Here is a 24,638-nt window from a genome sequence, read left to right on the forward strand (position 1 = left end):
CATCGCGATGGAGATTAAGACAGTCGGCCTTTTAATCAACCCCACGCTGGGTGAAAGTGTCGCGGTTGTGGCCGGGGAAATATTGGACTACCTCACCAGTCAAGGGATTGACGTTCTGGTCCTGAATGAACATGTCCCGCTGGTAGGCGGAAAGGGCGTCAGCAGGGATGAGCTTCGCCGGCGCGCAGATTGTCTGTTCTGTCTCGGCGGGGACGGCACACTCCTTTCTACGGTACAGTTGGCCGCCCTCCGCAATATACCTGTTTTGGGCATCAATCTCGGCGGACTCGGCTTCTTAACAGAGCTGAGTACGGAGGAATTGTATCCCGGTCTGGCGAAGATTCTCAGCGGAAATTACCGGGTTGAGGACCGCCTTCTTCTTGGCGCCGGGGTAGAACGATCCGGGGCAATCGTCAAAAGGGTCGTCTGTCTTAACGACTGCGTAGTCGGCCGGGGAGCATTGAGCAGACCGTGCCGTCTTGAGGTGCGTGTCGACGACCACCGCGTAATGAAGTTTAAGGGTGACGGAATTATCGTTTCAACGCCCACAGGATCAACGGCCTATTCTTTTTCCGCCGGCGGGCCGGTCATAGAACCGGTGATCGGGGCTATCATACTTACCCCCATCTGCCCTCATTCATTTATTGTGCGCCCCATGGTAATCAACGCCGGCGCCGTCGTTCAGGTTATTCTTGAAAAAAGCGTGGCCGGATTAAACCTGACCGTGGACGGACACGAAAGCTTTCCGCTCTTGGCGTCGGACGTGGTCGTGATTAAGCGCTATTTTCGCCAGTTGAAGCTTATCCGCGTCTCCGAGCGTAGCTTTTACTCCGTACTGCGAAAAAAACTTCAGTTGGAAGGCTTGGAGGATTAGCGTCGCAGGGAGAGACTAGGCAGATGAAACTCACAAGGCACAACCTGATCCTGCAAATAATCAAAGAGCGCCCTGTAGACAGCCAGAGGGCGCTTGTCAAGGCGCTTTCTGAAGCCGGGTTCAAGGTCACCCAGGCTACCGTTTCACGCGACGTGCGGGAACTCGGTCTGATCAAGGTCGCGTCCGGGAACGTAATCCGTTACGTTACACCGGAATCCCGCGTCCGGAACGTCAGGGAAGAGGAACGGCTTCGCCGCTTGATACGCGATGCGGTTGTCTACGTAGACAGCAGTGATAACCTGGTGGTTGTAAAAACTCTCCCCGGCGCAGCCCAGGGGGTGGCATCGGCCGTGGACCATGCCGGTTGGCAGGGCGTAATGGGGACGGTTGCGGGAGATGATACCCTTCTGGTAATCGTCAAATCGCGCAGTAAGGCCTCCTCTATACGCCAAAGGCTGAAATCCCTGGTTGCCGGTGATAAGGAATAAGATGCTGCATACGCTTACGATAAAAAACATCGCCCTGATTGAAGACCTGACCATTGAGTTCACACGCGGTTTGAATGTTATCACCGGTGAAACGGGCGCCGGGAAATCCGTGATTCTCGAAGCACTCGAACTGGTGCTGGGTAAAAGAGCAAACTCCGATTATATCCGCACCGGCGCCAGTCAAGCTTCGATTGAAGCGGTTTTCATGATAGACAGGTTTCCGGATTGCCTTATCCCGCTCGGTATTGAACAGGAAGAAGGCTGCCTTGTTTTCAGGCGTGAGCTCTACCGTCAGGGAAAAAGTTTAAGCCGTATCAACGGACAGGCCGTTCCACTCGCTCTATGCCGGGAGGCCGCCGGCGAGCTTATCGATTTTCTTATTCAGCACGAACAACAGGAGATTTACCTCCCCTTAAAGCAAGAGAATTTGCTTGACACCTTTTCCGGCCTTGTGCCCCTTGGCCAGGAATTGGCGCAGGTTTACCGGCTCTGGCGGGAAGTAAAGGAAAATGCCGAAGCGGAATTTATTGCGGGCCGTGAGCGGTTGAGACGGGCGGATAACCTTCGATATCAGGTCGAGGAAATCGCTAAGGCCGGCCTTCGAATCGGCGAGTCGGAAGAGCTTCTCGAGGAACGGGAATGGCTGAGCAACGCCGCGCGTCTGAAGGAACTTGCGTTTCGCGGCCAGATGCTGCTGAGCGGCGACGACCGTTCTGCGGTGGAGACGGTGGGGGAAGCCGCCGCTATAACGGCGGAAATCGCCGTCTACAGGCGACAACTCGCCACGTATGCCAGCAGTCTTAAAGAAACAACACATCTTCTTGTGGAAGCGGCACGGGAGTTGGAACACCTTGTCGATCAAGCGGAATACGATCCGCATCGGATCGATGCCGTTGAATCCCGGCTTGACCTGATCGACAGACTCCGGCGTAAATACGGTGATAATGTCGCCGAAGTTTTGTCTTACCGGGAAAAAGCGTCTCAAGAGTTGGAGGATTTGGAACGTAAGTCCGAAGAGGCATCCAACCTGCAGTCGGAATCGGAGCGTTTGGAGCAGGAATGGACAAACACAGCCCTGCGGCTGCAGACCTTGAGGGACGAATCCGCCCGGCGTCTCGAAAACGAGATGATTTTGGAACTGGGGAAGCTGGCTATGGGAGAAACGCTTTTTAAAGTCGTATTTTCCCCCGCGGCGCAAACCCCCAACCCGAGGGGCCTGCAGGAGGTTGAGATTCACATCTCTCCGAACCCGGGTGAACCGTTAAAACCACTTGCCCGTATCGCCTCCGGCGGTGAAGCCGCGCGTGTTATTTTCGCGCTGAAGGTACTTACGGCCGCCAATGAGCAGGTTGGGACATTGTTCCTGGACGAGGTTGATACCGGAGTCAGCGGGCAGGCGCTGGAAGCCGTCGCCGCCAGGCTGGACTATCTTTCAGGACACCGACAGGTGCTCTGCATTACCCACCAGGCTCTTGTGGCCGCAAAAGGAAGCGCGCATCACTTGATACAAAAGCAGGTCATAAACAATCGCGCAAACATCAGGGTCATCCCACTTAAAGGAGAAGAGAGGATTAAGGAACTGGCCCGACTGGTGGGAGGAGCGCCCGAAACCGCACGCGAACACGCAGTCATGCTTTTAGACAAGCGGGTAGGATGGAATGTTACAATATAGAATATAGAATATAGGAAACCGGTTTTACCTTTCCTGAATCCCGGCTCTCCCGAATTCCACCTTACGACCTCCTGCATCGTCCTCTGCAAATTACTCATTGTATTTTCGGTGTCGCCTATACCTACTTACGGCACAACTAAGGACGCAGACGCGGCGAGAAGTGACGCAGCAATGCGTTGTTTTCACCGCGCCCAACGAAAGAAACACTGTTTTCAATAGGGCATAAAGGTCAACCACTTCGGGTATCTTAAATGCCCGGAGGGGTAGCGTTGTCACCGAAAACACGTCGCCTGTTATTACTGTCCTTTTTCGTCTTCTTCATTGTTTCCACATATATAACAGCCGCCTTCTTTCCGGTAAGACAAAGTCTCACTGTCGGTGAGCTTTATAGTTTCACCGATGCCTTCCCCGGTTTTCTCAGGAAGCATCTGGTACTCGTCCCTCAGCACCATAATCCCTCAAATGACGGGATTTCTTCGTTTTATCAAAAACTGCAAGCCGCCGTGCCGGGAAGGTTCCAGGCCCACGTATCGTATCACGGTTTCCTGCCGTTAAGAACGGTAGTGGTGGATATACAGCCCGAGGTACGGGTTTATCCGGGCGGACAGGCAGTAGGGGTATTACTGCATACCCAGGGAGTCATAGTCGTCAGTCTAACAGAGTTCACAAACGAAGAAGGGTTAAAAATTAATCCTGCGGCCGAGGCCGGCTTAATGCCGGGTGATATCATAACGCATATCGATGGTAGTATCATAACAAGCGACCATTCTGTTAAAGACGCGGTATCCCGTGCAGGAAAGGAACGACGCAAGGTTCGTCTTGAGGTTAAAAGAAAAGGTAAAACCCTGCGCTTTGTACTGAAGCCGGCTTTTTGCAGCGCAACAAAGTGTTACAGAATGGGCTTGCTGATCAGGGATTCAACGGCCGGAGTCGGAACGCTTACTTTTTACGACCCGGAAACAGGAATATACGGCGCTCTGGGGCATATTGTCACCAATAACGGCGCCTCACATCCAGTCGAACTGGCGGACGGGTGTATAATTGAAGCCTTCATTCAGGGAATTCGCCCGGGAAAGCGCGGCAAACCCGGAGAAAAAATCGGGTTTTTTACCCAAACTTCGTCTTTGTCGGGTACAATTAAGCAGAACACCCGATATGGTATATTCGGTCTTTTGGACCGGATTCCGGAACACCCGATATGTAAATCAACCATTCCGGTGGCCCTCGTTCATCAGGTACATCCGGGCAAGGCCACTATGCTTACAGTGGTGAGCGGGAACCGGTTGGAGAGTTTTCAGATCGAGATCAGCCAGGTTAATATGGCAAATCGTTCCGGGAAAAAGGATATTATTATCAAGGTTACCGATCCGCGATTAATACGTGTCGCCGGCGGCATCGTCCAGGGGATGAGCGGCAGTCCCATCATTCAGGACGGTCGACTGATCGGAGCCGTCACGCACGTGTTTATTAGCAACCCGGAAAGGGGTTATGGTATATTTGCGGAGCGGATGATCCGCGAAAGCGGAATTCTCCCGCAAAGGGTTGGCAGGCAACGGTTTGACAATGTATTATATGGTTCGTTTCAGACCTGATTTTAAGCTGGTATTTGGTCGTGACCTGGCATTTATTTGCAGTTGCCGGGGAAAAGTTTTTTGGCCGTCGGGGGAGGATATTTTTTCCGAATGGCGAATTCTTACTTTAACTGGCTAACGCTAAAGCTTATGAAAGGGAGGTTTTTAATTTGATAGGCAAGACCGTACGAGTTGTTCTTGCTGATGACAACAGGGAGTTCTGTGAACTCCTGAAAGATTTCCTAAATCAACAACCCGACTTTGAACTGGTGGGGGTTGCGTATAACGGCTTGGAGGCCGTCGAGGTTATCGAGGACACCCACCCGGATGTGGTGATCCTTGATATTATTATGCCGCACCTCGATGGAATAGGCGTGCTGGAAAAGTTCGTCGGCAGCGCGCTCCCTTACCGTCCGAAGATCATCGTCCTTACAGCGCTGGGGCAGGAGGCCATAACCCAGCGCGCGGTCGAACTTGGCGCAGACTATTATATCGTGAAGCCCTTCAACTTTTCGGTACTCGCCAGCAGGATCAGGCAGTTGGGAGACGGCGTGTCGTCCAAGACTCCTTTCATTGTGCCGTCCAAGCCGCGAAACCTCGATATGGCCGTTACAAATATCATTCACGAAATAGGTGTTCCGGCGCATATTAAGGGATACCATTACCTGCGGGACGCAATATTGATGGTGGTGGACGAAATCAACCTCCTGGGCGGGATCACCAAAGAACTGTACCCGATGATCGCCCAGAAGTACAACACTACACCCAGCAGGGTGGAACGGGCCATAAGGCATGCCATTGAGCTGGCGTGGGACAGAGGAAACGTCGAAGCCATATCCAAGTTTTTCGGTTATACCGTTAATATGGCTAAAGGAAAACCGACCAATTCTGAATTCATAGCCATGATTGCCGATAAACTTCGTCTCGAATCCAGGGTTAGCTGATAGGCTTGCCGTTTTGCTGACTGACAACAGCAACCAAAGGGAAGGTGTTCAGAACCCTAATCTTATCATTTAAAATCGGTAGAAAAAGGGCCGTAAAAAACAAGCATGACATGTCGGTAACGGGACGCCGGGAGTCGGACGTATTTTTTCTTGCCATACAGATCCAAAGTACTTATTAGCTTTATAATCCGTGACTCTCGGTCCCCAACATCAAAACGGCGCGTAATCAACCGTCACTGTATCCTGTTTATGGAGTATAATTAACGGGTTAAGGGATTGTGTTGAGCGGGGGTCCGTGAGCCGGGTGTTGTTTGAGCTCTGTTTGAACGGCCCTGCAACTTTTAAATAGTATGTTTTGACACTCCTCTGGTTCTTGATTAAAATGGGAACAGTAATATATGGTCTGTTTATTAGCAAATAAGGTGGCGAACCGATGGCGATCAGGGGTCGGGTACGGGCTGACCGTCGTACTAAGAATCTAATTCAAAGGCTTCAACCAAACGAGATCGCGATCATTAGTCATAACGGAATCGACAAGCTTGCAGCGCAGGGGCTCATAGAGGCACGCTGCAAGTTTGTGCTTAACGCCGATACCTCGCTCTCAACCGATTACCCGAATGAAGGGCCGTTAATGCTGGTGGAAGCCGGGATCCCGATCATTGACAACATCGGTGAAGAAATATTATCTATACCGGAAGGAACAGAAGTAATAATTAAAGAAGATACCGTTTACGTTAACGACCACCTCGCATTAACCGGTGATTATCTGGATGACGAAAAGATCAAAGCGTCGATGGGGACGACAAAGAATCAACTGGGTGAGGTGCTCAGGTCTTTTGTTGACAACACACTGTCGTACGCCCGGGACGAGATTGAACTTGTAACTCAGAAGATTGAGATGCCGCCTCTGAAAACGAGCTTCCAGGGAAAACACGTTTTGATCGTGGTTCGAGGCTATAACTACAAGGAAGACCTGCGTGCGATAAGTTCCTATATTCATGAGCTGCACCCGGTTTTGGTAGGCGTCGACGGCGGGGCGGACGCCCTTATGGAGTTCGGCTACCGACCGGACATAGTAATCGGTGATATGGACAGCGTAAGTGATGCCGCCCTTAGTCAGGCAAAGGAAATTGTGGTTCACGCTTACGCCGACGGTAAAGCTCCCGGGCTTGAACGGGTAAACAAAATGGGTTTAAACGCGTTTGTACTGCCTATGGCGGGGACAAGCGAGGATGTTGCAATGCTGCTGGCTTATGAAAAAGACGCGAGCCTTATCGTTGCTGTCGGCACGCATTCCAACGTCCTGGATTTCCTGGAAAAGGGTAGACGGGGGATGGGGAGCACCTTTCTTGTGAGGCTGAAGGTCGGCTCGATACTGATTGACGCCAAAGGGGTTTCAAGGCTGTACCGGAGCAGGGTCAAAGTGCGCTACTTGGCGCAGGTAATCGCCGCCGCCCTCATACCTTTTACGGCCGTTGTGGTGATTTCTCCTCCCATACGTCAGCTTATGAAACTTGTTATCATCCAATTCCGTATGCTCTTGGGTATATAAATCAAATGGGGAGCGCTGAAACCGCGCGGGCTCCAAGGAGAGAATAGTGCATGATTATCGACTTCCGCTACCATATCATTACGCTGGTTGCGGTTTTCTTAATGTTGGGCCTCGGAATTCTTATCGGAACAACGATGGTCGGCAGTGAGGCCATCGTCAAGCAGCAGGTACAGCTTGGAGACCGGCTTGAAAAACAACTGAACAGCCTTAGAATGGAAAATATGAAGGTCCAACAACGTGTCGACCGGGTGGAAGCGGAAAACAAGATGCTTGATCTTTTCGCGGGTCAAATAGTGCCCTTTGTCACCGCCGGACGCCTGGAAGGTCTCCGGGTCGCGGTTTTTGAAATTGGGAACGCGGCTTCGCAAGAGATGCTGGACAATTTAAAGACGGCCGGCGCCGTTGTGGAACCGGTCATAACCCTCACAAACGGGCTAAACGTAACCAACTATCAGGAAAAGCTCAGGCAGGATTTTAGCTGGACCGAAAAAAAACCTGAAGATTTAACGGCCAAACTTGCACGTGAACTTGGCCGGGCGATTGCTACAGGTCAGAACGCCGCTTTAATCGATTATTTAGGGTCGGTAGGTCTGGTTACTTATACTGGAAACTACAGCATTCCGGTTAATACCGCAATTGTAATAGGCGGTGCGGAAGAGTCGGAAATCAGCCGTGTGTCTCAAGTCGACTTAAATCTCATTGACGGACTCAAGCAAGAGGGTGTAACGACCGCGGGGGTGGAAGAAACAATTGACAGCGGCATATGTATTAGGGAATACCAAAAGCGGAAAATTACTACCGTGGACAATATCGACACACCGATAGGGCGCACGGCGCTGGTGTTGGCGCTTGCCGGCCAACCGGGAAACTACGGGACAAAACCATCCGCAAAAGGGCTCATCCCTCCTTTCCCGACAGGTGGTGCAAAGTGAATGAAAAATAAATCCAAGACGGTATCGGTAATCATTCCTGCATTCAACGAAGCCGCTCAAATCAGCGAAACGGTGACGGCTGTTAAAGCTATACCCGAGGTTACCCAAATCGTTGTGGTAGACGACGCTTCGAGCGACGAGACATCAACACTTGCGGCGAAAGCAGGCGCCGAAGTGGTAAAGCTCCCCGCTAACAGCGGCAAAGGAACGGCCGTGAATACCGGGATCTCGGTCGCAACAGGGGACGTTTTACTGCTCTTGGATGCCGATTTGGGCAAAAGTGCAACGTACGCGCGCGACCTTGTTCTACCTGTGCTTAGAGGCGAGTCTGATATGACGGTGGCCTGCTTTCCCTCTCCGAAAAAAAAGGGGGGGTTCGGGCTGGTCCGCGGGCTTGCACGCAGCGGGATCCGTTATTTTACAGGTCTCGAAATGAAGGCGCCCCTATCGGGACAGCGGGCGCTTTCCCGGGATGTTCTTGAAGTGGTGAAACCGTTTGCGGGCGGGTTCGGGGTGGAGGTTGCGCTTACCGTAAAAGCCGTCCGAAAAGGGTTCCGTGTCTCAGAAATTGCGGTGCCGATGCGCCACCGTGAAACCGGGAGAGATCTTAAAGGTTTTTTGCATCGCGGCCGTCAATTCCGTGATGTGGCACTGACGCTTACCCGGCTTTACTTTCAATGTCGGCGGCCGGACAGGGTAACCGGATGACGGACCATTATACCGTCTATCTCCTGGCGCTGATAATCGGCTATTCCGCAGGCGGTACAGCCTGCAAACCTTTTTTACACATTTTACGTTCGGGTGGCGCCGTCCGGCCGAACTATTCCGGGCAAAACATACCGGTAGGCGGCGGGGCTGTATTTTTTTTCGCGCTACTGCCGGTTGTGCTAATAAGCGTTATCGTCTTCCCGGAATACATGAGGCAAGCCCGGATTATGAGTTTTATTTTTGTAACGGCTTTGACCACTCTGGTTGGCATCATTGACGACACCCTCGGATCCAGAAAGGTATCCGGTCTTAAAGGACATTTCAGACGACTCCTTGGCGGTGAACTGACCACCGGAGGACTTAAGGCAATCGCCATCGGAATTGGGAGCCTTTTTGTTTTCCTTCCCGGATCCCCGCTTTGGGAGAGTGTTTTTAACGCCATACTCACGGCGCTTACCGTTAACACCCTTAACCTGTTTGATCTGCGCCCCGGTCGTGCGGGAAAGGTTTTTCTTGCCGTTGCGGCGGCACTGACCGCAGCGGCTTGGGGTAGATCCGAGGTTTTTCTTCTGCTGGCGGTATCCGGAGCACTGATCGCTTTCCTTCGTGTGGACTTGCGGGCTGAGGCCATGATGGGTGATGCCGGTTCCAACACCCTCGGAGCCGCGATTGGGCTAACGGCCGCCTGGACCCTCGGACTGGAAGCGCGGGCGGTCGTGTTTTTGCTGCTCCTGTTTCTGAACCTCTTGGCGGAAAGATACTCTTTAACTGTAATCATCGCTAATAACAGGGTGCTTAATTTCATAGACCGTCTCGGTAGGCGCGAATAAATGCAGGAATTTTTTTAAATTATGGCGAAAACGCTACCTAAGGCATTAGGAGAAAACGGCAAACGTATCAGCATTTTTTTGGGCACCCTGGGAAGCGGTAAAACGGCCATAGCGCTCAATACCGCCTGGCAAACGGCCGCAGGTGGGGAAGAAAGCATTCTCGTCGATCTCGACGTTATTAACCCCTACTTCCGTTCCCGAATGCTTCAAAATGAGTTTGCCACTTACGGCGTCAAAGTTATCTGCCCTCCGGCGGAAATAGCCCGTAGCGACCTGCCCGCCTTACCTGCAGCCATTCGCGGCGCTCTGGTTTCCAGAGTGCGGGTGTGTATGGATGTCGGCGGCGATTCTATCGGGGCTACGGTCTTGGGCTGTTACCGCCCGTATCTGCCGGAAGGAGAGTACCGGCTTTTTTTAGTCGTCAACTCGCGACGGCCCTTTACGCAGGATACAAGCGGAATTGTTTCCGCCGTCAAAGAAATAGAAATCGCCGCCGGACTGCGAATCGACTGTCTCGTTAATAATACCAACCTGGGGTTGGAAACCGACATCGGCAGTATAAAAGAAGGGCTTGAGATTGTTCGGAAGGCGGCAGAGCAGCTTGGAGTTTCAGTGGCGTTCTCCGCCGTAACGGAACAGTTAAGTAAGTCCGCTGCGGATGTCTTGGGCGGTGAAGTCTTTTCCCTAAAGGAGTTTTTAACACCGCCGTGGATGGCATGACCGCAGTGTAGTTAAATGTTTGTAAATGTTCGGTAAAACACATTTAGTGTTTTGACGGAGCGCGGTCAGAAGCGAGCATGGCGCGAAGGACCACGCCGGACGGAGCGGAGCGTACTGACTTCAGAGGTCGGAGGCCGGGAAGTCTAACATCCTGCCTCCCACCTCCGATTCAGCCAGCCCCGCACTCAACCGGGTTATAAAGGCTACCGTTATCGGGCTGCGTTTCTACTGCTAACTTGAGTACGGGGTTATCACCGCACCCTATGGGGTTCAGTGAATACGTACAAATGTTTGGGGGATGTTGTCGTGCCGCAAGTAATATTCAATAACGACCGATGTAAGGGGTGCGAACTCTGCATTAGTGTATGTCCCAAAAATATCATCGCCCTTTCTAAAGAAATCATCAACGTTCTCGGATTTCACCCCGCAGGTGTGACCGACATATCGGTTTGCACCGGATGCAGCTTTTGCTCTTTGATCTGTCCGGACCTTGCAGTAACCGTATTACGGAAGGAGTCTACCAAACGGTCGGTGGCCATTCCATCTGAAGAATGAAAATGGGGAACCAGCAGCTTAGGAACGTAGCGCAATACGGAGCGCGGGGAGAAGCAAGTAGAGCACGAAAGCCTGGTAGGGACGGGCCGAAGCGTACATAGAGGTACGTGAGGATCCGGCCCTGCCAGACTGACAAAGCTATACGCAGCTTATCGCCGCGCCCTACGAAAGAACACTTATTGTCAAGGGAGGGTGCAAATGGCCAGAGTATTAATGAAAGGCAATGAAGCCTTCGGCGAAGGAGCTATAAGGGCGGGTTGCAAGTATTTCTTCGGTTATCCGATTACACCGCAGAGTGAACTGCCGCATTACCTGGCAAAACGCCTCCCGGAAATCGGCGGTCTATACCTTCAGGCCGAAAGCGAACTTGCATCCATCAATATGGTGTACGGCGCCGCTGCGGCAGGAGCGCGGGTTATGACCTCTTCTTCCGGCCCGGGAATCAGCCTGATGCAGGAAGGCATATCGTACATAGCTTGCGCCGAACTCCCCTGTGTGATAATAAACGTCATGCGGGGCGGTCCCGGTCTGGGGAATATTGCTCCTTCACAGTCGGATTATTTCCAGGCTACTAAAGGCGGAGGGCATGGTGATTACCACCTACCCGTACTTGCTCCTGCTTCGGTCCAGGAGATCATGGACCTGATGGGACTTGCCTTCGATCTGGCCGATAAGTACCGCAATCCGGTAATGGTAATGGGTGACGGCATTCTCGGGCAGGTGATGGAACCTGTAGAACTAAACTCGGCGACAGAGGTTTCTCTAATTCCTAAACCATGGGCGACCACCGGAACAGCCGGCCGGGAAACCCGAAATATCGTCAATTCTCTTTACATGGAGCCGGAGGAATTGGAGAAGGTCAACCTGCGCCTGCAGGAGAAATACCGCCTGATGGAAAAAGGAGAAAAGCGGTGGGAAGAGTACCGGGTTGAAGACGCCGTTGTCGTGCTTGCGGCGTTCGGCATGGTGGCGAGGATAGCCAAGTCTGTTGTCGACAGGATGAGGTCTGCCGGAATACCGGCAGGCTTAATACGACCCATAACGCTTTATCCGTTCCCCGATGAGCCGTTTCTCAAAGTGCTGCGCACGACGAAGACCTTTGTGGTGGTGGAAATGAACGCCGGACAAATGGTTGAGGACGTGCGACTTGTCGTCGGATACCGGCGTCCGGTACATTTTTACGGTCGTACCGGAGGAATGTTGACTACCGTGGCCGAGGTGGAGGCACGAGTCCGGGAGATATGGGAGGGGTTGAAGTAATGGCGGTTTCCTTGAATCACACCGAAGGACTGACGGATAACCTTTTTCATTACTGTCCGGGATGTACGCACGGAATCATCCACCGTCTTGTGGCCGAGGCCCTTGTGGAACTTGAGGTACTGGACCGGACCGTCGGGATATGCCCGGTGGGGTGCGCGGTGTTTGCTTATAATTATTTCAACTGCGATATGATCGAGGCCGCGCACGGCCGCGCCCCCGCAGTTGCCACCGGTGTAAAAAGGGTGTTACCGGACCGTGTCGTTTTCACCTACCAGGGAGACGGGGATCTCGCGGCTATCGGCACTGCGGAAATGGTTCACGTCGCCGCCCGGGGGGAAAAGATCACTATAATCTTTGTCAACAATACCGTATACGGCATGACCGGCGGCCAGATGGCGCCCACAACACTGGTGGGACAAAAGACTACCACAACACCTTCCGGTCGAGACGCCGGCGTTGCCGGTTTTCCTGTTAAGGTCGCGGAAATGCTTGCCCCAATGGAAGGAGCGGCGTATGTATCCCGCGTGGCAGTTAATTCTCCAAAAAATATACGGCTTGCTAAAAAGGCCGTCTTGCGGGCTTTCAGGACCCAATTAAAGGGGCTCGGCCTGTCGCTGGTCGAGGTCCTTTCGACCTGCCCGACCAACTGGGGACTCAGCCCGCCGGAAGCACTCCGCTGGCTTAAAGAGAATATGATCCCGGTTTATCCGCTCGGGGAATATAAAATACCGGAGGGGGATACTTAATGTTAGAAGAGGTTCTCCTGGCAGGCTTCGGCGGGCAGGGTATCCTTTCGACCGGAATGGTGCTCGCCTACGCCGGCATGGCTGAGGGCCTTCAGGTATCGTGGATGCCCGCTTACGGGCCCGAAATGCGGGGCGGTACCGCCAACTGCGGGGTTACCGTCTCCGATTCACCGATAAGCTCGCCCCTGGTTTCAGAACCAACCACGCTGATCGCCATGAACCAACCCTCGCTTGATAAATATGAAACTGCGGTTAAGTCCGGCGGCCTTATCCTTTACAACGCTTCCCTCATCAGCAGGGGGCCGGAAAGGACCGATGTACGCGTTATGGGTATAAGGGCGAACGAGATTGCGGAGGAAATCGGGAATGTTCGTTTCGCCGCCAACATCATACTCGGCGCATTCATTGAACTGACCGGGGTGGTGCGTATTACCGGCGCTTACGAGGCTCTTAAAAAGGTCCTGCCGCCTCACCGGCACAAGCTTATCCCCGCAAACCGGCAGGCATTAGAGGAAGGCGCGCGTTTTGCCCGTGGGGAATAACTTTAATATAACAGACATAATGGGGTTATGCTCTTTATGAATTGAGAGGGGTTTTATTGATAGACCAGGATCGCCTAATAAATGAATTTATCGAACTTGTACAGGTAAACAGTGTATCCGGTTACGAACGTCAGCTTTGTGACCTTCTTAAAAAAAAGCTTGCTTCCCTGGGGCTGGAGGTAAGCGAGGATAACGCAGGCGGTGTTCTTCCATCGGCAACCGGAAACATTACCGCCCGCCTTTCCGTTACTAAAAAAGCTCCGCATTTGCTTTTCTGCGCCCACATGGATACCGTGGAACCGGGCAGGGGTATTAAACCTTCAATCGACCAGGATGGTGTAATCCAGTCAAACGGCGAGACCGTTCTCGGCGCCGATGATAAAGCCGGTGTTGCCGCCATTATGGAAGCAATTCGGATTATTCAAAACGAAGGCATCAGACACGGCGGGATCACGGTTGTTTTCACGGTTCGAGAAGAGACGGGGCTTATCGGCGCAAAAGGACTGGACCCTTCAATAAACGCCGATTATGGTTTCGTGCTCGACGCAACGGGCCCGCCTGGAGCGATTGTCGTACGCGCCCCTTCGCAGGATAGAATAACCACAACCGTTCACGGGCGCACCGCGCATGCCGGTGTCAATCCGGAGGCCGGGATCAACGCCATTTACGTTGCCGCACAGTCGATCTCCGCGATGCCCCTTGGACGGATAGACCACGAAACCACGGCCAATATCGGGATCATTTGCGGCGGTAAGGCGGTGAACATAGTTCCCGATAATGTATACCTCGAGGGGGAGGTTCGAAGCCTGCAAAGCGCAAAGCGCGCCAAGTACACCGCCCGGATACGCAAAACGATTGAGGAAACCGCCCGGAAGGCGGGAGCACGGGCGGACGTCAACGTCGAGCTTCTATATGAAGGGTTCGACCTGCCGGAGAACGCCCCGGTTGTGCAATTAGGAAAGCAGGCGGTTATCAGATGCGGGCTGGAACCGTCCATCACTCATAGCGGCGGCGGCAGTGACGCCAATATTTTAAACGCGCGCGGAATTCCTACAATTAACCTTGCCACCGGCATGGAAAATGTGCATACCACCAGAGAACAAATTACGGTGAACGACATCATAAATCTGACCCGGCTGGTCCTGGAAATAATCCAACTTGCATAACAACGGGAGGATGTTTCCGGAAATATTGCGGTAAACGTTTTCACAAAGGTGTGGTCATATGCGATTTGTAAAGATGCACGGTTTAGGAAACGATTTTGTGATTGTAGAGGCGGATGAACTTCCGTCGAATACGCCCGACCTGGCCCGCAGAATATGCGACCGTCACTTCGGCGTAGGCGCCGACGGGCTTGTTTTCATAATGCCTTCGCATCCCGCGGACCTGCGGATGCAAATATTTAATCCGGACGGCTCGGAGGCGGAGATGTGCGGAAACGCCATACGCTGTATATCAAAACACGCCTTTCAATCGGGCCTTACCGACAAACCGAACCTGACCGTAGAAACCGGAGCGGGCATACTTCGCCCGCGTCTGATATTTAATGACAATAAGATAAATGAAATAGAAGTCGATATGGGAGAGCCGATCCTGGAACGAAACCTGATACCTATGAACGGCCCGCCGGGAAGGGTAGTCGACGAACCCTTATCCGTCGCAGCGCTTACCTTCCGGGTAACCGCGGTGTCTTTCGGCAATCCCCACTGTGTCATTTTTATTCCGGACGTAAAGGACATAGCGATCGATATTCTTGGTCCCGAAATAGAGAATCACCCGGCGTTCCCCCGCCGCACCAACGTCGAGTTTGTTCAGATAATCAACCCGCAGGAAATACGCGTTCTTGTCTGGGAACGGGGCGCAGGAGCCACCCTGGCTTGCGGGACCGGCGCCTGTGCGAGCGCGGTAGCGGCAAACTTAAACGGCCTCACGGGACGCAGCGTGAGAGTAGTCGTTCCCGGGGGGGCACTGTCCATCGACTGGGGTGATAACAATCATATTTATATGACCGGTCCCGCCACGGAAGTATTTCGGGGGGATTGGCCGGAAGAACCTGTTTAGATCCCTTCAGCATAACTCTAAAAATTACTATGCACAGAAAACCAAGGAGTTTGACATGCCGCATTCAACGTCACCACGAATAATAAAAATGTAGAGCAATGCGTTACTTATCGAAGCGCCCACCGATAGAAGAAGTATTTTCCTAGGAGGTTGTTAGCTTTGCCCGAAGTCGCGCAAAGGGTGAAAAGCCTTCCCCCATATCTTTTCGCCCGCATAGAACAACTTATAGACCAGAAGAAGGCTGCAGGGGTTGATATTATCAGCCTGGGTATCGGAGATCCCGACGAGCCGACGCCGGAGCACATCTGCGCCGAAGCCTCCCGTCAGGTGCATGTCCGGGAAAATCATCAGTATCCCTCTTCCGTCGGTATGCTATCTTTTAGGGAAGCGGTGGCCCGGTGGTACAACGGTCGCTTCGGCGTCAATCTGGAACCGAAAACCGAAGTCGTCTCCCTGATCGGTTCCAAGGAAGGCATCGCGCACGTCGCATGGTGTTATGTAAACCCAGGCGATACGGTGCTCGTTCCCGACCCGGGATATCCGGTTTATGCCGGCGGGACCATTCTAGCCGGAGGCATCCCGTATCTGATGCCTCTTTTGCCTGAAAATCGATTTTTACCGCGTCTTGAAGATATCCCCGGCGAAACGGCCCGGAAAGCCAAGATCATGTTTCTCAACTATCCGAACAACCCCACCGCCGCCGTTGCCGATAAGGGTTTCTTTGAAAATGTGGTGGCCTTCGCCCGGGAGTACGATATCCTTGTTTGCCACGATGCCGCTTACATCGATGTGGCATATGAGGGTTATCGCCCGCCGAGCTTCCTCGAAACACAGGGGGCCAAGGATGTCGGGATCGAATTTTGTTCTGTTTCAAAGCCTTACAACATGACTGGCTGGCGATGCGGCTGGGCGGCGGGTAGACGCGACGCCGTGGAGGTGCTGGGAAGGCTCAAGTCAAACATCGATTCCGGGATTTTTCAGGCTATACAGTTCGCCGCCACAGCCGCGCTGACCGGCGATCAGGAGTGCGTCGCCAAAACAAACGCCCTATACCAGAAGAGGAGGGATACGGCGGTCGCCGCGTTAAGGGAGATGGGCTGGCATATTGACCCGCCTATGGCGACCTTCTACCTGTGGCTGCCGGTGCCTAAAGGTCAAACGGCGGAATCCTTCGCCGAATATCTGATAGACAACGCGGGCGTGGTAATAACGCCGGGAACCGGATACGGAAAGTACGGCGACGGCTATTATCGCATCTCATTAACCATAGCCGGCAACCGTCTCCGGGAAGCCATGACAAGGATGAAGCGGATTCTGGGAAAGATCGAGTTTTAGTTACGAGTTACGAAACCGAGAGTTCTGACTCAACGCGTCGGACAACTTTATGTCGCAGCAAAACCTGATTTGGTTCCTTAAACTTGGAACCGTGAACTAAGAACCGTGAACTGTTTTCGAGAAAGGAGAATGTTCATGCGCCTTTCTAACCGTGCCAGAGGGATAAGTCCTTCGCCGACACTGGCGGTCGACGCCCGTGCAAAAGCGCTTGCCGCCGCCGGAGAAAAAATCGTTAACTTCGGTGTCGGTGAGCCGGATTTTGATACCCCCGACTACATCAAAGAGGCGGCCGTAAAGGCTTTGTCCCTGGGAATGACCAAGTACACACCCGTCCCCGGGACTTTGGAACTGAGAAAAGCCGTTTGCCGGAAACTGCTCCAGGACAATCAACTGGAGTATTCGCCGGAAGATGTCGTTGTCTCGTGCGGCGCAAAGCATTCCCTTTACAACGCGCTTGAGGTGCTTGTCGAAGAAGGGGACGAGGTTATAATTCCGGCGCCTTACTGGGTCAGCTATATAGAGCAGGTCAAGCTCACGGGAGCCAAGCCAATAGTTGTACAAACCCTTCCGGAAAACGACTTCAAAATCCTGCCGGAAGATTTGTCTAACGCGCTTAACACAAATTCACGCCTTTTGATACTCAATTCGCCTTCCAACCCTACCGGAAGTGTTTATAGCGAACAAGAACTAAGGGTCTTGGCCGATATAGCGGTAAAGGCGGGTATCTGGGTTGTCTCGGACGAGATATACGAAAAACTTGTTTACGACGGCGCCGCGCATTTGAGCATCGCTTCCATTAATCCGGAGATTAAGGCGCAGACCATCGTGGTTAACGGTGTATCCAAGGCCTACGCGATGACCGGCTGGCGCATCGGCTACGCCGCGGCTCCCGCTCCGGTGGCAAAGGCGATGTCCGATCTGCAAAGCCACAGCACGTCTAACCCGACTTCGATAGCGCAGGCGGCAGCCATCGCGGCGCTTCAGGGTTCCCAGGACTCGGTTGCAGCGATGCTCGCGGCTTTCGCGGAGCGGCGGAATTATATTTTGCAGCGGCTCGCGGGCATCTCCGGCCTTACCTGCCGCAAGCCCGGCGGCGCCTTTTATGTTTTCCCCGATGTGTCCGTATATTTTGGCCGTCGTATAAATGGAAAATCCGTATCCACCGGAACGGATATCGCAACCCTTTTACTAGAGGAGGCGAAGGTGGCGGTCGTACCCGGAGCGGCATTCGGTGACGACCGGTTTATTAGGCTTTCTTACGCGACGTCCCTGGAAAATATATTCGAGGGAATGAATCGAATAACCGCGGTGCTTCAAGGATGACCCTATTTTTCATATAAAAAAACCAACCCCTGCGGGTTGGAAATCACCACGAGCGACAGCATGGGAAAGCCCAATTTTTTCAAGGACTCTTCTTTCTTTACGACGACCAGTCGGCGCCCGTTTTGTAACCTTACGTTAAAGGAGTGCACTGGGGCGGGAAGAGTTCGGGCGGGCAGACCACCGGAGGGGCGGGCGACACCTCTTCGCAGGCCGCAGGCACACAGAAACCGAAGCTGGGAACGAGCAGTTTAACAACCGCCCTGGACTGAATTACGGTGCAAAAATCAACGCTGCAGCAAACTTGTTCCCCTATCAGCACACATTGGCAGGCTACACGAACCACCGCGCAGTCGGTGGAAGTTCCTTCGGGCGCGCAAAGAATCACCGTTTTGGTAAAACTGATGGTCTTCGTCAAAGTGCAAAGCACTTCTTCCGTTGGTCCCAGGATAGTTATTTGGATGTTTCCACTTACTGCAAAAGTGATATCCGATCTCCCGGTTTCATCGGGAAGTGTACGAGAGACTTCTGTACAGCTTGCGCTTAAAACACTGCATTGGGCGGTCGAACCCGTCGGGAAGGGAAATTCCGCACAAACGGTCACGTCGAAGCACTGTTCCCTACTGTCAGCCTGAAAACAGAAGTCGTAAACCTTAAATGTCTCAATACAAACCACTTCAAGCGCTTGTTGCCGATCATCCATTTGTATTCCTCCTTGACTTTTGCTTTTAATGGCGCCTCACGACCATATTATGGCGCCTTTATTCTCCCTGTGACTCTTTAGGTTATTTATTCCAAATATATTTTCAATTGGGATAACAACGCCTATATGAAGCTCGAAGCTTATGGTCGTCTCTTGTGTCGACCGTCTTTGGCAGAAATCAGTGTCGCGAATCTGAAAATAGGGGAACTAAGCCCCGCTCTGATCTTTCTCCGTAACAGGACCATTAGATACTTCACATTTTTAAAAGGGTCTAAAGAAATGAAAGCCGAAAAGGGACCGGATGAAAGCATCCGGCCCCTTGACAATTTGATTATCATGACCCGTTCGCCAGGGGAGTGCACTGGGGCGGGAACAGCACCGGCGGGCAGACCACCGGAGGGGCGGGCGATACCTCTTCGCAGGGCGCCGGCACGCAGAAACCGAAGCTGGGAACCAGCAGTTTCACAACCGCCCTGGACTGGATTACGATGCAGAGATCTACGCTGCAGCATACCTGTTCTCCGATCAGCACGCACTGACACGCGGCATCCACCACCGCACAGTCGGTGAAGGTGCCTTCGGGCGCGCAGAGAACCACGGTTTTGGTGAAGCTGATGGTCTTAGTCAAGGTGCAAATCGGACACTCAGGCCCAATGATGGTAATTTTGATGGTAGCGCTGACCGCAAAAGTGACATTGGACCTTCCGTTTTCGTCAGGAGCCGTACGAGATATCTCGGTGCACGTCGGGGTACCTACAATCTCACACTCGGCGACCGCGCCCGAGGGAAACGGAAATGCCTGGCAGACGGTTACATCGAAACACTGCTCCCGGCTGTCCGACTGGAAACAAAAATCGTATACCTTGAAAGTCTCGATACAAACCACTTCGAAGTCCCGATGTTGGAGTTCCATTTATATCCCCCCTTTAGCAATAAATGTTTTTCATGGGTCGGATCCTTACGCTAACTTATGTTGGCCTTTTGTTTGTTGTGAGAACTGCACGAAAATTTTACGGTGTTTTTCTAAAATATTTTGACAAAAACTTGTCTAAAAGGTTTATTGTTGGGTGCCGGCATAATAAGCACAGGACAGGTGTCCGGGTATTCGAAATAAACCTTTCAGACGGGCTCAAAGCCGGGATTCGCGTACCCACGTTAAGGAGAAGGCGAAAGGATTCATTAACAAAACAGAGATATCAACCGAAGCTGTACGGAGAAAAAGGCCCCGAAAAACCTTTGTGCTGTAAAGATTTTGACAGCTTTCCGGCGCCTTTCCGACAAAACAAATTCGTCTTCTTGATTAATCTAATGCACATCGATAAGCGCTCTTTTTTACCCGCACGGGATAAAGAAGTTTATCTCTTCCTTCACCCCTTTGAAACGAAGATACTGTTTTCCTTCACCATTTGATTGATGAGCATCGCCGATATTGTTGACGGTTCATAGGTTACGTTTACCTGCTTGCCAACGATTACAACTTTCTCTACACCAGGCATTCCAAGCAGAATTTCAACAAGCTTTTCTTTATCTTTTATACCAGGTGTGCCGATTGAGGTTGTTGCAGTAAACAATTTTCCACTGACTTGTAGACTCTGCATACGGCTAATCCTCTTTAACAGGAGTGCACTGGGGCGGGAACAGCACCGGCGGGCAGACCACCGGAGGGGCGGGCGATACCTCTTCGCAGGGCGCCGGCACGCAGAAACCGAAGCTGGGAACCAGCAGTTTTACAACCGCCCGGGATTGGATTAAAATACAAAGATCCACACTGCAACATACCTGCTCTCCGATAAGCACACAATGGCAGGCGGCATCTACAACCGCACAGTCGGTGACGGTCCCTTCGGGGGCGCACAGTACCACGGTCTTTGTAAAATTGATCGTCTTGTTAAATTCGCATAATACAGTACCGTTAGGGTCCCTGATAATAATCCTGATGGTCGAACTGGCGGCGAAAGTTATGTCGGCCCTTCCGTTTTCGTCAGGAGCTGTCCGGGAGGTCTCGAAACAGGTGGGGGTGCCTGCTATTTCGCATTCCGCAACCGAGCCCGGAGGAAACGGGAAGGCCTCGCACCGTTCCGGCAAAGTGAAACATTGTTCCCGGCTGTCCACCTGGTAACAGAAATCGTAAACCTTGAAAGTCTCGATACAAACAACTTCGAAATCTTGATGCTGTAAACCGGCACTGTCGCTCATAATACAACCTCCCTGGCAATATATATATATTTTGGCTCTTCGTGATAATTTATGTTTTCAGGTTATGGTTGGTGCGAATTTGAGACTGTATTTACCGAATATTTCTTAACAAAAAGCGAGGCTGTTAAGTATTATAGGCTAAAGAATTCTGCGAGGTGGACAAATAAATGCCCTTGTATCGTCGTCCCCAGATACGCCCCGGAAGGCGTGAAGCAGTTGAGAAAAAAGAAGAGAAAATGACAGATACCCCGATAGAGGAATCCAAGCCGGATAAATCCAAAGAACTAATACAGCAGGAAATGATTGCCCGTTTAGAAAGAATAGGGTATTACCAGAGGGTGTTGTTGGGTAAATCAGAACCATGCAAAACCTCTGGAAAAGACTCCGAAGAAACGGGGGGAATCCACGACTTCAAAAAGATGACGCCGGCTGTTCCCGAGGCCGAAGCGCAAGATGAATCGGACGCCGCAAACGGGATGGGTTTCGGCAGGGTAGGTCCCGGGATTTATAGTTTTAAGTTATCAGGAACCCCGTCCGCGAAGTACTCCACTTTGAAAGACGCGTTTAAAGATACGGAAAACCCTTTTGAGTCCGCACTGCCTTCACTCGTCGATGACTATCGCAGGGCGGGAAAAACAAACGACGGTGTTCCTGTTTACACCTTTAAATGAAAAAGGTAAAAACAGCCGGCAGGATGCCGTGTATATAAAAAAGGGGCTCCCCCGACTCCGGGTAACAGCCCCTTATTAATGTATGGGACATTATGCTTTTTACTTGTTATGACGGGTAAATGAGGGTTCTTTCAAAGGATTATTAATCACCCAGGAACAACTGGGTCACCCATACAGTATTTGATGTGCTGTATACACCGATTCCTATAACGTCATGCCGTGCATCCATGATGTTCGCCCGGTGTCCTTCGCTGTTCATGAACAACACGTGCGCTCTTTCCACGCTGTATGTTCTGGCGATGTTTTCAGCGCCCATGACGCGTGCCCTGATTCCGGCGTTTACCTCCATTCGATACGCGGTGCCGTACGTCGGAGAAGTATGGCTGAAGTAATTTCTGTCGTGCATATCCTGGCTTTTCATCCGTGCCAGCTTAACTAACCTTGCGTCTACCGTATAAGCCGGCAACCCTGCTTTCACTCTTTCCTGGTTTACAAGGTCAAAAATCTTTCTTTCCCCTGCCGTCAAGACATCAACATCCCCGAAACCGCCTGAGGACGGTGGCGGGGTACCGGGGTCCACGCCGGGATCAGTAGGTGGAATCGTAGGAGGAGTTACAGGAGGAGTTACTGGAATGGGAGCGCCATAATACCTCTGATAATTCACGCCGTACTTGCTCCACTGGGAATAATAGCTGGAAGGTGAAATGTAAGCCTGGGCAGTTGCTAAAGGTAGTAAGGTGGCGGCTAAAATCAGAATCGAGATAACCATGGATAGCCTTCTGGCAGCCTTTTTCACATTGTAACCTCCCTGTTTAAGTTAGATTTGGGCTCACCCAACCGATTATGGTTATTGTAAATGTGTTTTACAATTCGAGTCAAAACCGGTATATTCGAGTTATTTCGACTGGCGTTATCCATAATGACCAACCGCCAGAATTATCAGAAAGGGAAACCTTCTGGCACCTGAATAGGAAGTCATACCATTCTCCCACTAAAATCCTTGAAAAAGGATTGTGGAAGCATTAGAGTTTAAAAAGAAGAAGAAACACATGGTTTTACATGCTAATTGCAGCTTTCTGTTGAACTTATCATCCGGCGCAGCCTCAAAAATAAAGAGGGCGTTTCATCCTAAGGCCGGATTGAAGGCTTATCAAAGTAAGGTGAAGATCTCAGGAGTTTCCCTAACATCTCCCCGGCTTACATCGAGTATTAAAGTTTTTAGGCTTTTTTCTTTTGTTTTTTAAAGGGATTTCGCGTTTTAAACAGAAAAGTTATTATGGTCGAGTGCTTTAATAAAGGTGGTGAAAACATATTGCGTAGCATGACGGGGTATGGCTGCGCGGAAGCGATTACCCCGGGCGGCAAGATCGTCGTTGAGGTCAAGGCGGTGAACCATCGGTTTTCTGATATTGTAATCAGGCTGCCGCGAACTTACGGCTGCTTCGAAGATATGTTGCGAAAGTTGGTCCAGTCTGTTAGCACGCGGGGCAGGGTTGAAGTCTTTCTGAATATTGAAGAAACGGGCAATAAGAATACAACGGTAAAAGTTGACAGGGAACTTGCTATGGCGTATTATAAAGCTTTGGAGGATTTACGAGAGCATTTAGGTCTGGAAAAACCCGTTTCACTTAACGTCATTCTTGCGCAAAGCGGTGTGCTCGGTCTTAACGAAAATCAAACCGATGTTTCTTTGATGGGACCGTTTATCGAATCGGCTGCCAAAACAGCGCTGTCCGGCCTCCTTGCAACCCGTGAGGCGGAAGGAAAGAATCTGGAGAAGGACATTCGCGAAAGACTAAGGCATATAAAAGATATTTGCACACTGATAAACATTGAAGCACCCCGCGTTGTGGATTATTACCGTGAACGACTTTCGGAACGGATAAAAGACATCGCCCACGCCATTGATCCGGCGCGACTCATGGGTGAGATAGCCCTGTTCGCCGAAAGGACGGACATAACGGAAGAATTGGTGCGTATCGGAAGCCATATCACCCGCGCCGAAGAGATCCTGGGTTGCGGAGAACCGGCAGGGCGGAGACTTGATTTCTTACTTCAAGAAATGTTTCGTGAAATCAACACCATTGGCGCGAAGGCGCAGAACTTGAACGTCAGCCAGATGATCGTCGACGCTAAAAGTGAGCTGGAAAAGATGAGAGAGCAGGTTCAAAATCTTGAATAAATTCAGGGGGGATTCCGTTGGATATCAGGCTGATAAACATTGGATTCGGTAACATCGTTTCCGCAAACCGTATAATCGCTATTGTGAGCCCGGAATCAGCACCTATTAAAAGGATCATCACCGAAGCACGGGACCGGGGAATGTTAATCGACGCCACCTACGGCAGGCGGACACGCGCGGTCATTATCACGGATTCCGACCACGTGATCCTTTCCGCCGTCCAGCCGGAAACCGTTGCACACAGGCTGACACCTAAAGGAGCGGGGATGGAGGAGTCCATTAAGGAGTGAACCCGGGCCTTCTTCTAGTTATCTCCGGTCCCTCAGGCGTTGGCAAGGGTACCATCTGTAAAGACTTACTAACCATGGACCCAACAATCCAACTCTCAATCTCAATGACTACTCGACCGCCGAGGGAGGGAGAGATAGAGGGTCGTGATTATTATTTCACTTCTGAAAGACTCTTCCGTGAGTTTATTGACCAGGGACAACTCTTAGAGTGGGCGCGTGTATATGATTATTATTACGGCACCCCTAGAAAAGCGGTAACCGATGCCCAAGCGGATGGACGAGATGTTCTCCTGGAAATTGATGTTCAGGGAGGTCTCAAGGTAAAAGAAAATTGCCCGGACAGCGTTTTAATCTTCGTTCTTCCGCCTTCGATTGAAGAGTTATCCCGACGACTCGCGTACCGGAATACGGAAAACGAGGACCAAGTCTTGGTTCGCCTTCGCTGGGCGGAAGAAGAACTTCGTTCTTATAACAAGTATGATTATG

General features: G+C 51.7%; 27 protein-coding genes. 22 read left to right on the forward strand and 5 right to left on the reverse strand.

The window, feature by feature from the left end:
* Positions 1 to 7 precede the first annotated feature (7 nt).
* From AB1500_04155 to AB1500_04240, 18 genes are all read left to right on the forward strand, one after another.
* The gene (locus AB1500_04155; GenBank protein ID MEW6182356.1) at positions 8 to 874 is read left to right on the forward strand and encodes an NAD(+)/NADH kinase; all 867 of its coding nucleotides are present in this window, start codon (positions 8 to 10) and stop codon (positions 872 to 874) included.
* A gap of 23 nt (positions 875 to 897) precedes the next feature.
* Positions 898 to 1,362 carry an arginine repressor gene (gene argR / locus AB1500_04160; protein MEW6182357.1) on the forward strand — a complete coding sequence of 155 codons (465 nt, stop codon included), beginning with the start codon at positions 898 to 900 and terminating at the stop codon, positions 1,360 to 1,362.
* Positions 1,349 to 3,034, forward strand: coding sequence for a DNA repair protein RecN (recN, locus tag AB1500_04165; GenBank protein ID MEW6182358.1), 1,686 nt, complete (start codon positions 1,349 to 1,351; stop codon positions 3,032 to 3,034). The genes argR and recN overlap by 14 nt, the downstream gene beginning before the upstream one ends.
* A 269-nt stretch (positions 3,035 to 3,303) precedes the next feature.
* On the forward strand, positions 3,304 to 4,626 hold the full coding sequence (gene spoIVB, locus AB1500_04170) for a SpoIVB peptidase (GenBank protein ID MEW6182359.1): 1,323 nt from the start codon (positions 3,304 to 3,306) through the stop codon (positions 4,624 to 4,626).
* A 149-nt stretch (positions 4,627 to 4,775) separates the two neighbouring features.
* The gene (spo0A, locus tag AB1500_04175; GenBank protein MEW6182360.1) at positions 4,776 to 5,549 is read left to right on the forward strand and encodes a sporulation transcription factor Spo0A; all 774 of its coding nucleotides are present in this window, start codon (positions 4,776 to 4,778) and stop codon (positions 5,547 to 5,549) included.
* A 433-nt stretch (positions 5,550 to 5,982) separates the two neighbouring features.
* Positions 5,983 to 7,101, forward strand: a complete 1,119-nt coding sequence (gene steA / locus AB1500_04180; protein MEW6182361.1) for a putative cytokinetic ring protein SteA — start codon at positions 5,983 to 5,985, stop codon at positions 7,099 to 7,101.
* 50 nt (positions 7,102 to 7,151) lie between these two features.
* A complete protein-coding gene (locus tag AB1500_04185; protein MEW6182362.1) occupies positions 7,152 to 8,033 on the forward strand; it encodes a copper transporter in 882 nt (293 codons plus the stop codon).
* Positions 8,034 to 8,741: a glycosyltransferase family 2 protein gene (locus tag AB1500_04190; GenBank protein ID MEW6182363.1), complete on the forward strand. Its 708-nt coding sequence runs from the start codon at positions 8,034 to 8,036 to the stop codon at positions 8,739 to 8,741.
* On the forward strand, positions 8,738 to 9,571 hold the full coding sequence (locus AB1500_04195; protein MEW6182364.1) for a hypothetical protein: 834 nt from the start codon (positions 8,738 to 8,740) through the stop codon (positions 9,569 to 9,571). Before AB1500_04190 ends, AB1500_04195 begins: the two co-directional genes overlap by 4 nt.
* 21 nt (positions 9,572 to 9,592) lie before the next feature.
* Positions 9,593 to 10,291: a hypothetical protein gene (locus tag AB1500_04200; GenBank protein MEW6182365.1), complete on the forward strand. Its 699-nt coding sequence runs from the start codon at positions 9,593 to 9,595 to the stop codon at positions 10,289 to 10,291.
* A gap of 306 nt (positions 10,292 to 10,597) precedes the next feature.
* Complete coding sequence (locus tag AB1500_04205; GenBank protein MEW6182366.1) at positions 10,598 to 10,846, forward strand: 4Fe-4S dicluster domain-containing protein; 249 nt, start codon at positions 10,598 to 10,600, stop codon at positions 10,844 to 10,846.
* Between the two features lie 198 nt (positions 10,847 to 11,044).
* Positions 11,045 to 12,106, forward strand: a complete 1,062-nt coding sequence (locus AB1500_04210; GenBank protein MEW6182367.1) for a 3-methyl-2-oxobutanoate dehydrogenase subunit VorB — start codon at positions 11,045 to 11,047, stop codon at positions 12,104 to 12,106.
* Positions 12,106 to 12,852: a thiamine pyrophosphate-dependent enzyme gene (locus AB1500_04215; GenBank protein ID MEW6182368.1), complete on the forward strand. Its 747-nt coding sequence runs from the start codon at positions 12,106 to 12,108 to the stop codon at positions 12,850 to 12,852. Before AB1500_04210 ends, AB1500_04215 begins: the two co-directional genes overlap by 1 nt.
* Entirely contained in the window at positions 12,852 to 13,394 is a 543-nt protein-coding gene (locus AB1500_04220; GenBank protein ID MEW6182369.1) for a 2-oxoacid:acceptor oxidoreductase family protein, read from the forward strand. Before AB1500_04215 ends, AB1500_04220 begins: the two co-directional genes overlap by 1 nt.
* A gap of 56 nt (positions 13,395 to 13,450) precedes the next feature.
* Entirely contained in the window at positions 13,451 to 14,560 is a 1,110-nt protein-coding gene (locus tag AB1500_04225) for a M20/M25/M40 family metallo-hydrolase (GenBank protein MEW6182370.1), read from the forward strand.
* 58 nt (positions 14,561 to 14,618) lie between these two features.
* Positions 14,619 to 15,455: a diaminopimelate epimerase gene (gene dapF / locus AB1500_04230; protein ID MEW6182371.1), complete on the forward strand. Its 837-nt coding sequence runs from the start codon at positions 14,619 to 14,621 to the stop codon at positions 15,453 to 15,455.
* 159 nt (positions 15,456 to 15,614) lie between these two features.
* Positions 15,615 to 16,790 carry an LL-diaminopimelate aminotransferase gene (locus AB1500_04235; protein ID MEW6182372.1) on the forward strand — a complete coding sequence of 392 codons (1,176 nt, stop codon included), beginning with the start codon at positions 15,615 to 15,617 and terminating at the stop codon, positions 16,788 to 16,790.
* 135 nt (positions 16,791 to 16,925) lie between these two features.
* On the forward strand, positions 16,926 to 18,113 hold the full coding sequence (locus AB1500_04240) for a pyridoxal phosphate-dependent aminotransferase (GenBank protein MEW6182373.1): 1,188 nt from the start codon (positions 16,926 to 16,928) through the stop codon (positions 18,111 to 18,113).
* 130 nt (positions 18,114 to 18,243) lie between these two features.
* On the opposite strand, the gene AB1500_04245 is transcribed toward AB1500_04240, so the two are convergent.
* From AB1500_04245 to AB1500_04260, 4 genes are all read right to left on the reverse strand, one after another.
* The gene (locus tag AB1500_04245; protein ID MEW6182374.1) at positions 18,244 to 18,813 is read right to left on the reverse strand and encodes a hypothetical protein; all 570 of its coding nucleotides are present in this window, start codon (positions 18,811 to 18,813) and stop codon (positions 18,244 to 18,246) included.
* 334 nt (positions 18,814 to 19,147) lie between these two features.
* Complete coding sequence (locus tag AB1500_04250) at positions 19,148 to 19,726, reverse strand: hypothetical protein (protein MEW6182375.1); 579 nt, start codon at positions 19,724 to 19,726, stop codon at positions 19,148 to 19,150.
* A gap of 454 nt (positions 19,727 to 20,180) precedes the next feature.
* A complete protein-coding gene (locus tag AB1500_04255; GenBank protein ID MEW6182376.1) occupies positions 20,181 to 20,411 on the reverse strand; it encodes a hypothetical protein in 231 nt (76 codons plus the stop codon).
* 4 nt (positions 20,412 to 20,415) lie between these two features.
* Positions 20,416 to 21,009: a hypothetical protein gene (locus AB1500_04260; GenBank protein MEW6182377.1), complete on the reverse strand. Its 594-nt coding sequence runs from the start codon at positions 21,007 to 21,009 to the stop codon at positions 20,416 to 20,418.
* Positions 21,010 to 21,176: 167 nt separating this feature from the next.
* On the opposite strand from AB1500_04260, the gene AB1500_04265 reads away from it, so the two are divergent.
* Positions 21,177 to 21,680 carry a hypothetical protein gene (locus tag AB1500_04265; protein MEW6182378.1) on the forward strand — a complete coding sequence of 168 codons (504 nt, stop codon included), beginning with the start codon at positions 21,177 to 21,179 and terminating at the stop codon, positions 21,678 to 21,680.
* A gap of 142 nt (positions 21,681 to 21,822) precedes the next feature.
* Here AB1500_04265 and AB1500_04270 read toward each other — a convergent pair whose 3' ends face one another.
* The gene (locus AB1500_04270; protein ID MEW6182379.1) at positions 21,823 to 22,449 is read right to left on the reverse strand and encodes a CAP domain-containing protein; all 627 of its coding nucleotides are present in this window, start codon (positions 22,447 to 22,449) and stop codon (positions 21,823 to 21,825) included.
* A gap of 552 nt (positions 22,450 to 23,001) precedes the next feature.
* Between AB1500_04270 and AB1500_04275 the strand changes: the two genes are divergently transcribed.
* From AB1500_04275 to gmk, 3 genes are all read left to right on the forward strand, one after another.
* Positions 23,002 to 23,862: a YicC/YloC family endoribonuclease gene (locus tag AB1500_04275; GenBank protein MEW6182380.1), complete on the forward strand. Its 861-nt coding sequence runs from the start codon at positions 23,002 to 23,004 to the stop codon at positions 23,860 to 23,862.
* A 17-nt stretch (positions 23,863 to 23,879) separates the two neighbouring features.
* A complete protein-coding gene (gene remA, locus AB1500_04280; protein ID MEW6182381.1) occupies positions 23,880 to 24,152 on the forward strand; it encodes an extracellular matrix/biofilm regulator RemA in 273 nt (90 codons plus the stop codon).
* On the forward strand, positions 24,149 to 24,638 hold a 490-nt coding region (gmk, locus tag AB1500_04285; protein ID MEW6182382.1), incomplete at its 3' end, for a guanylate kinase. The genes remA and gmk, both read left to right, overlap by 4 nt.

It is taken from the genome of Bacillota bacterium, assembly GCA_040755295.1.
In the GTDB taxonomy this organism is placed as follows: Bacteria; Bacillota; Desulfotomaculia; order Desulfotomaculales; family Ammonificaceae; genus SURF-55.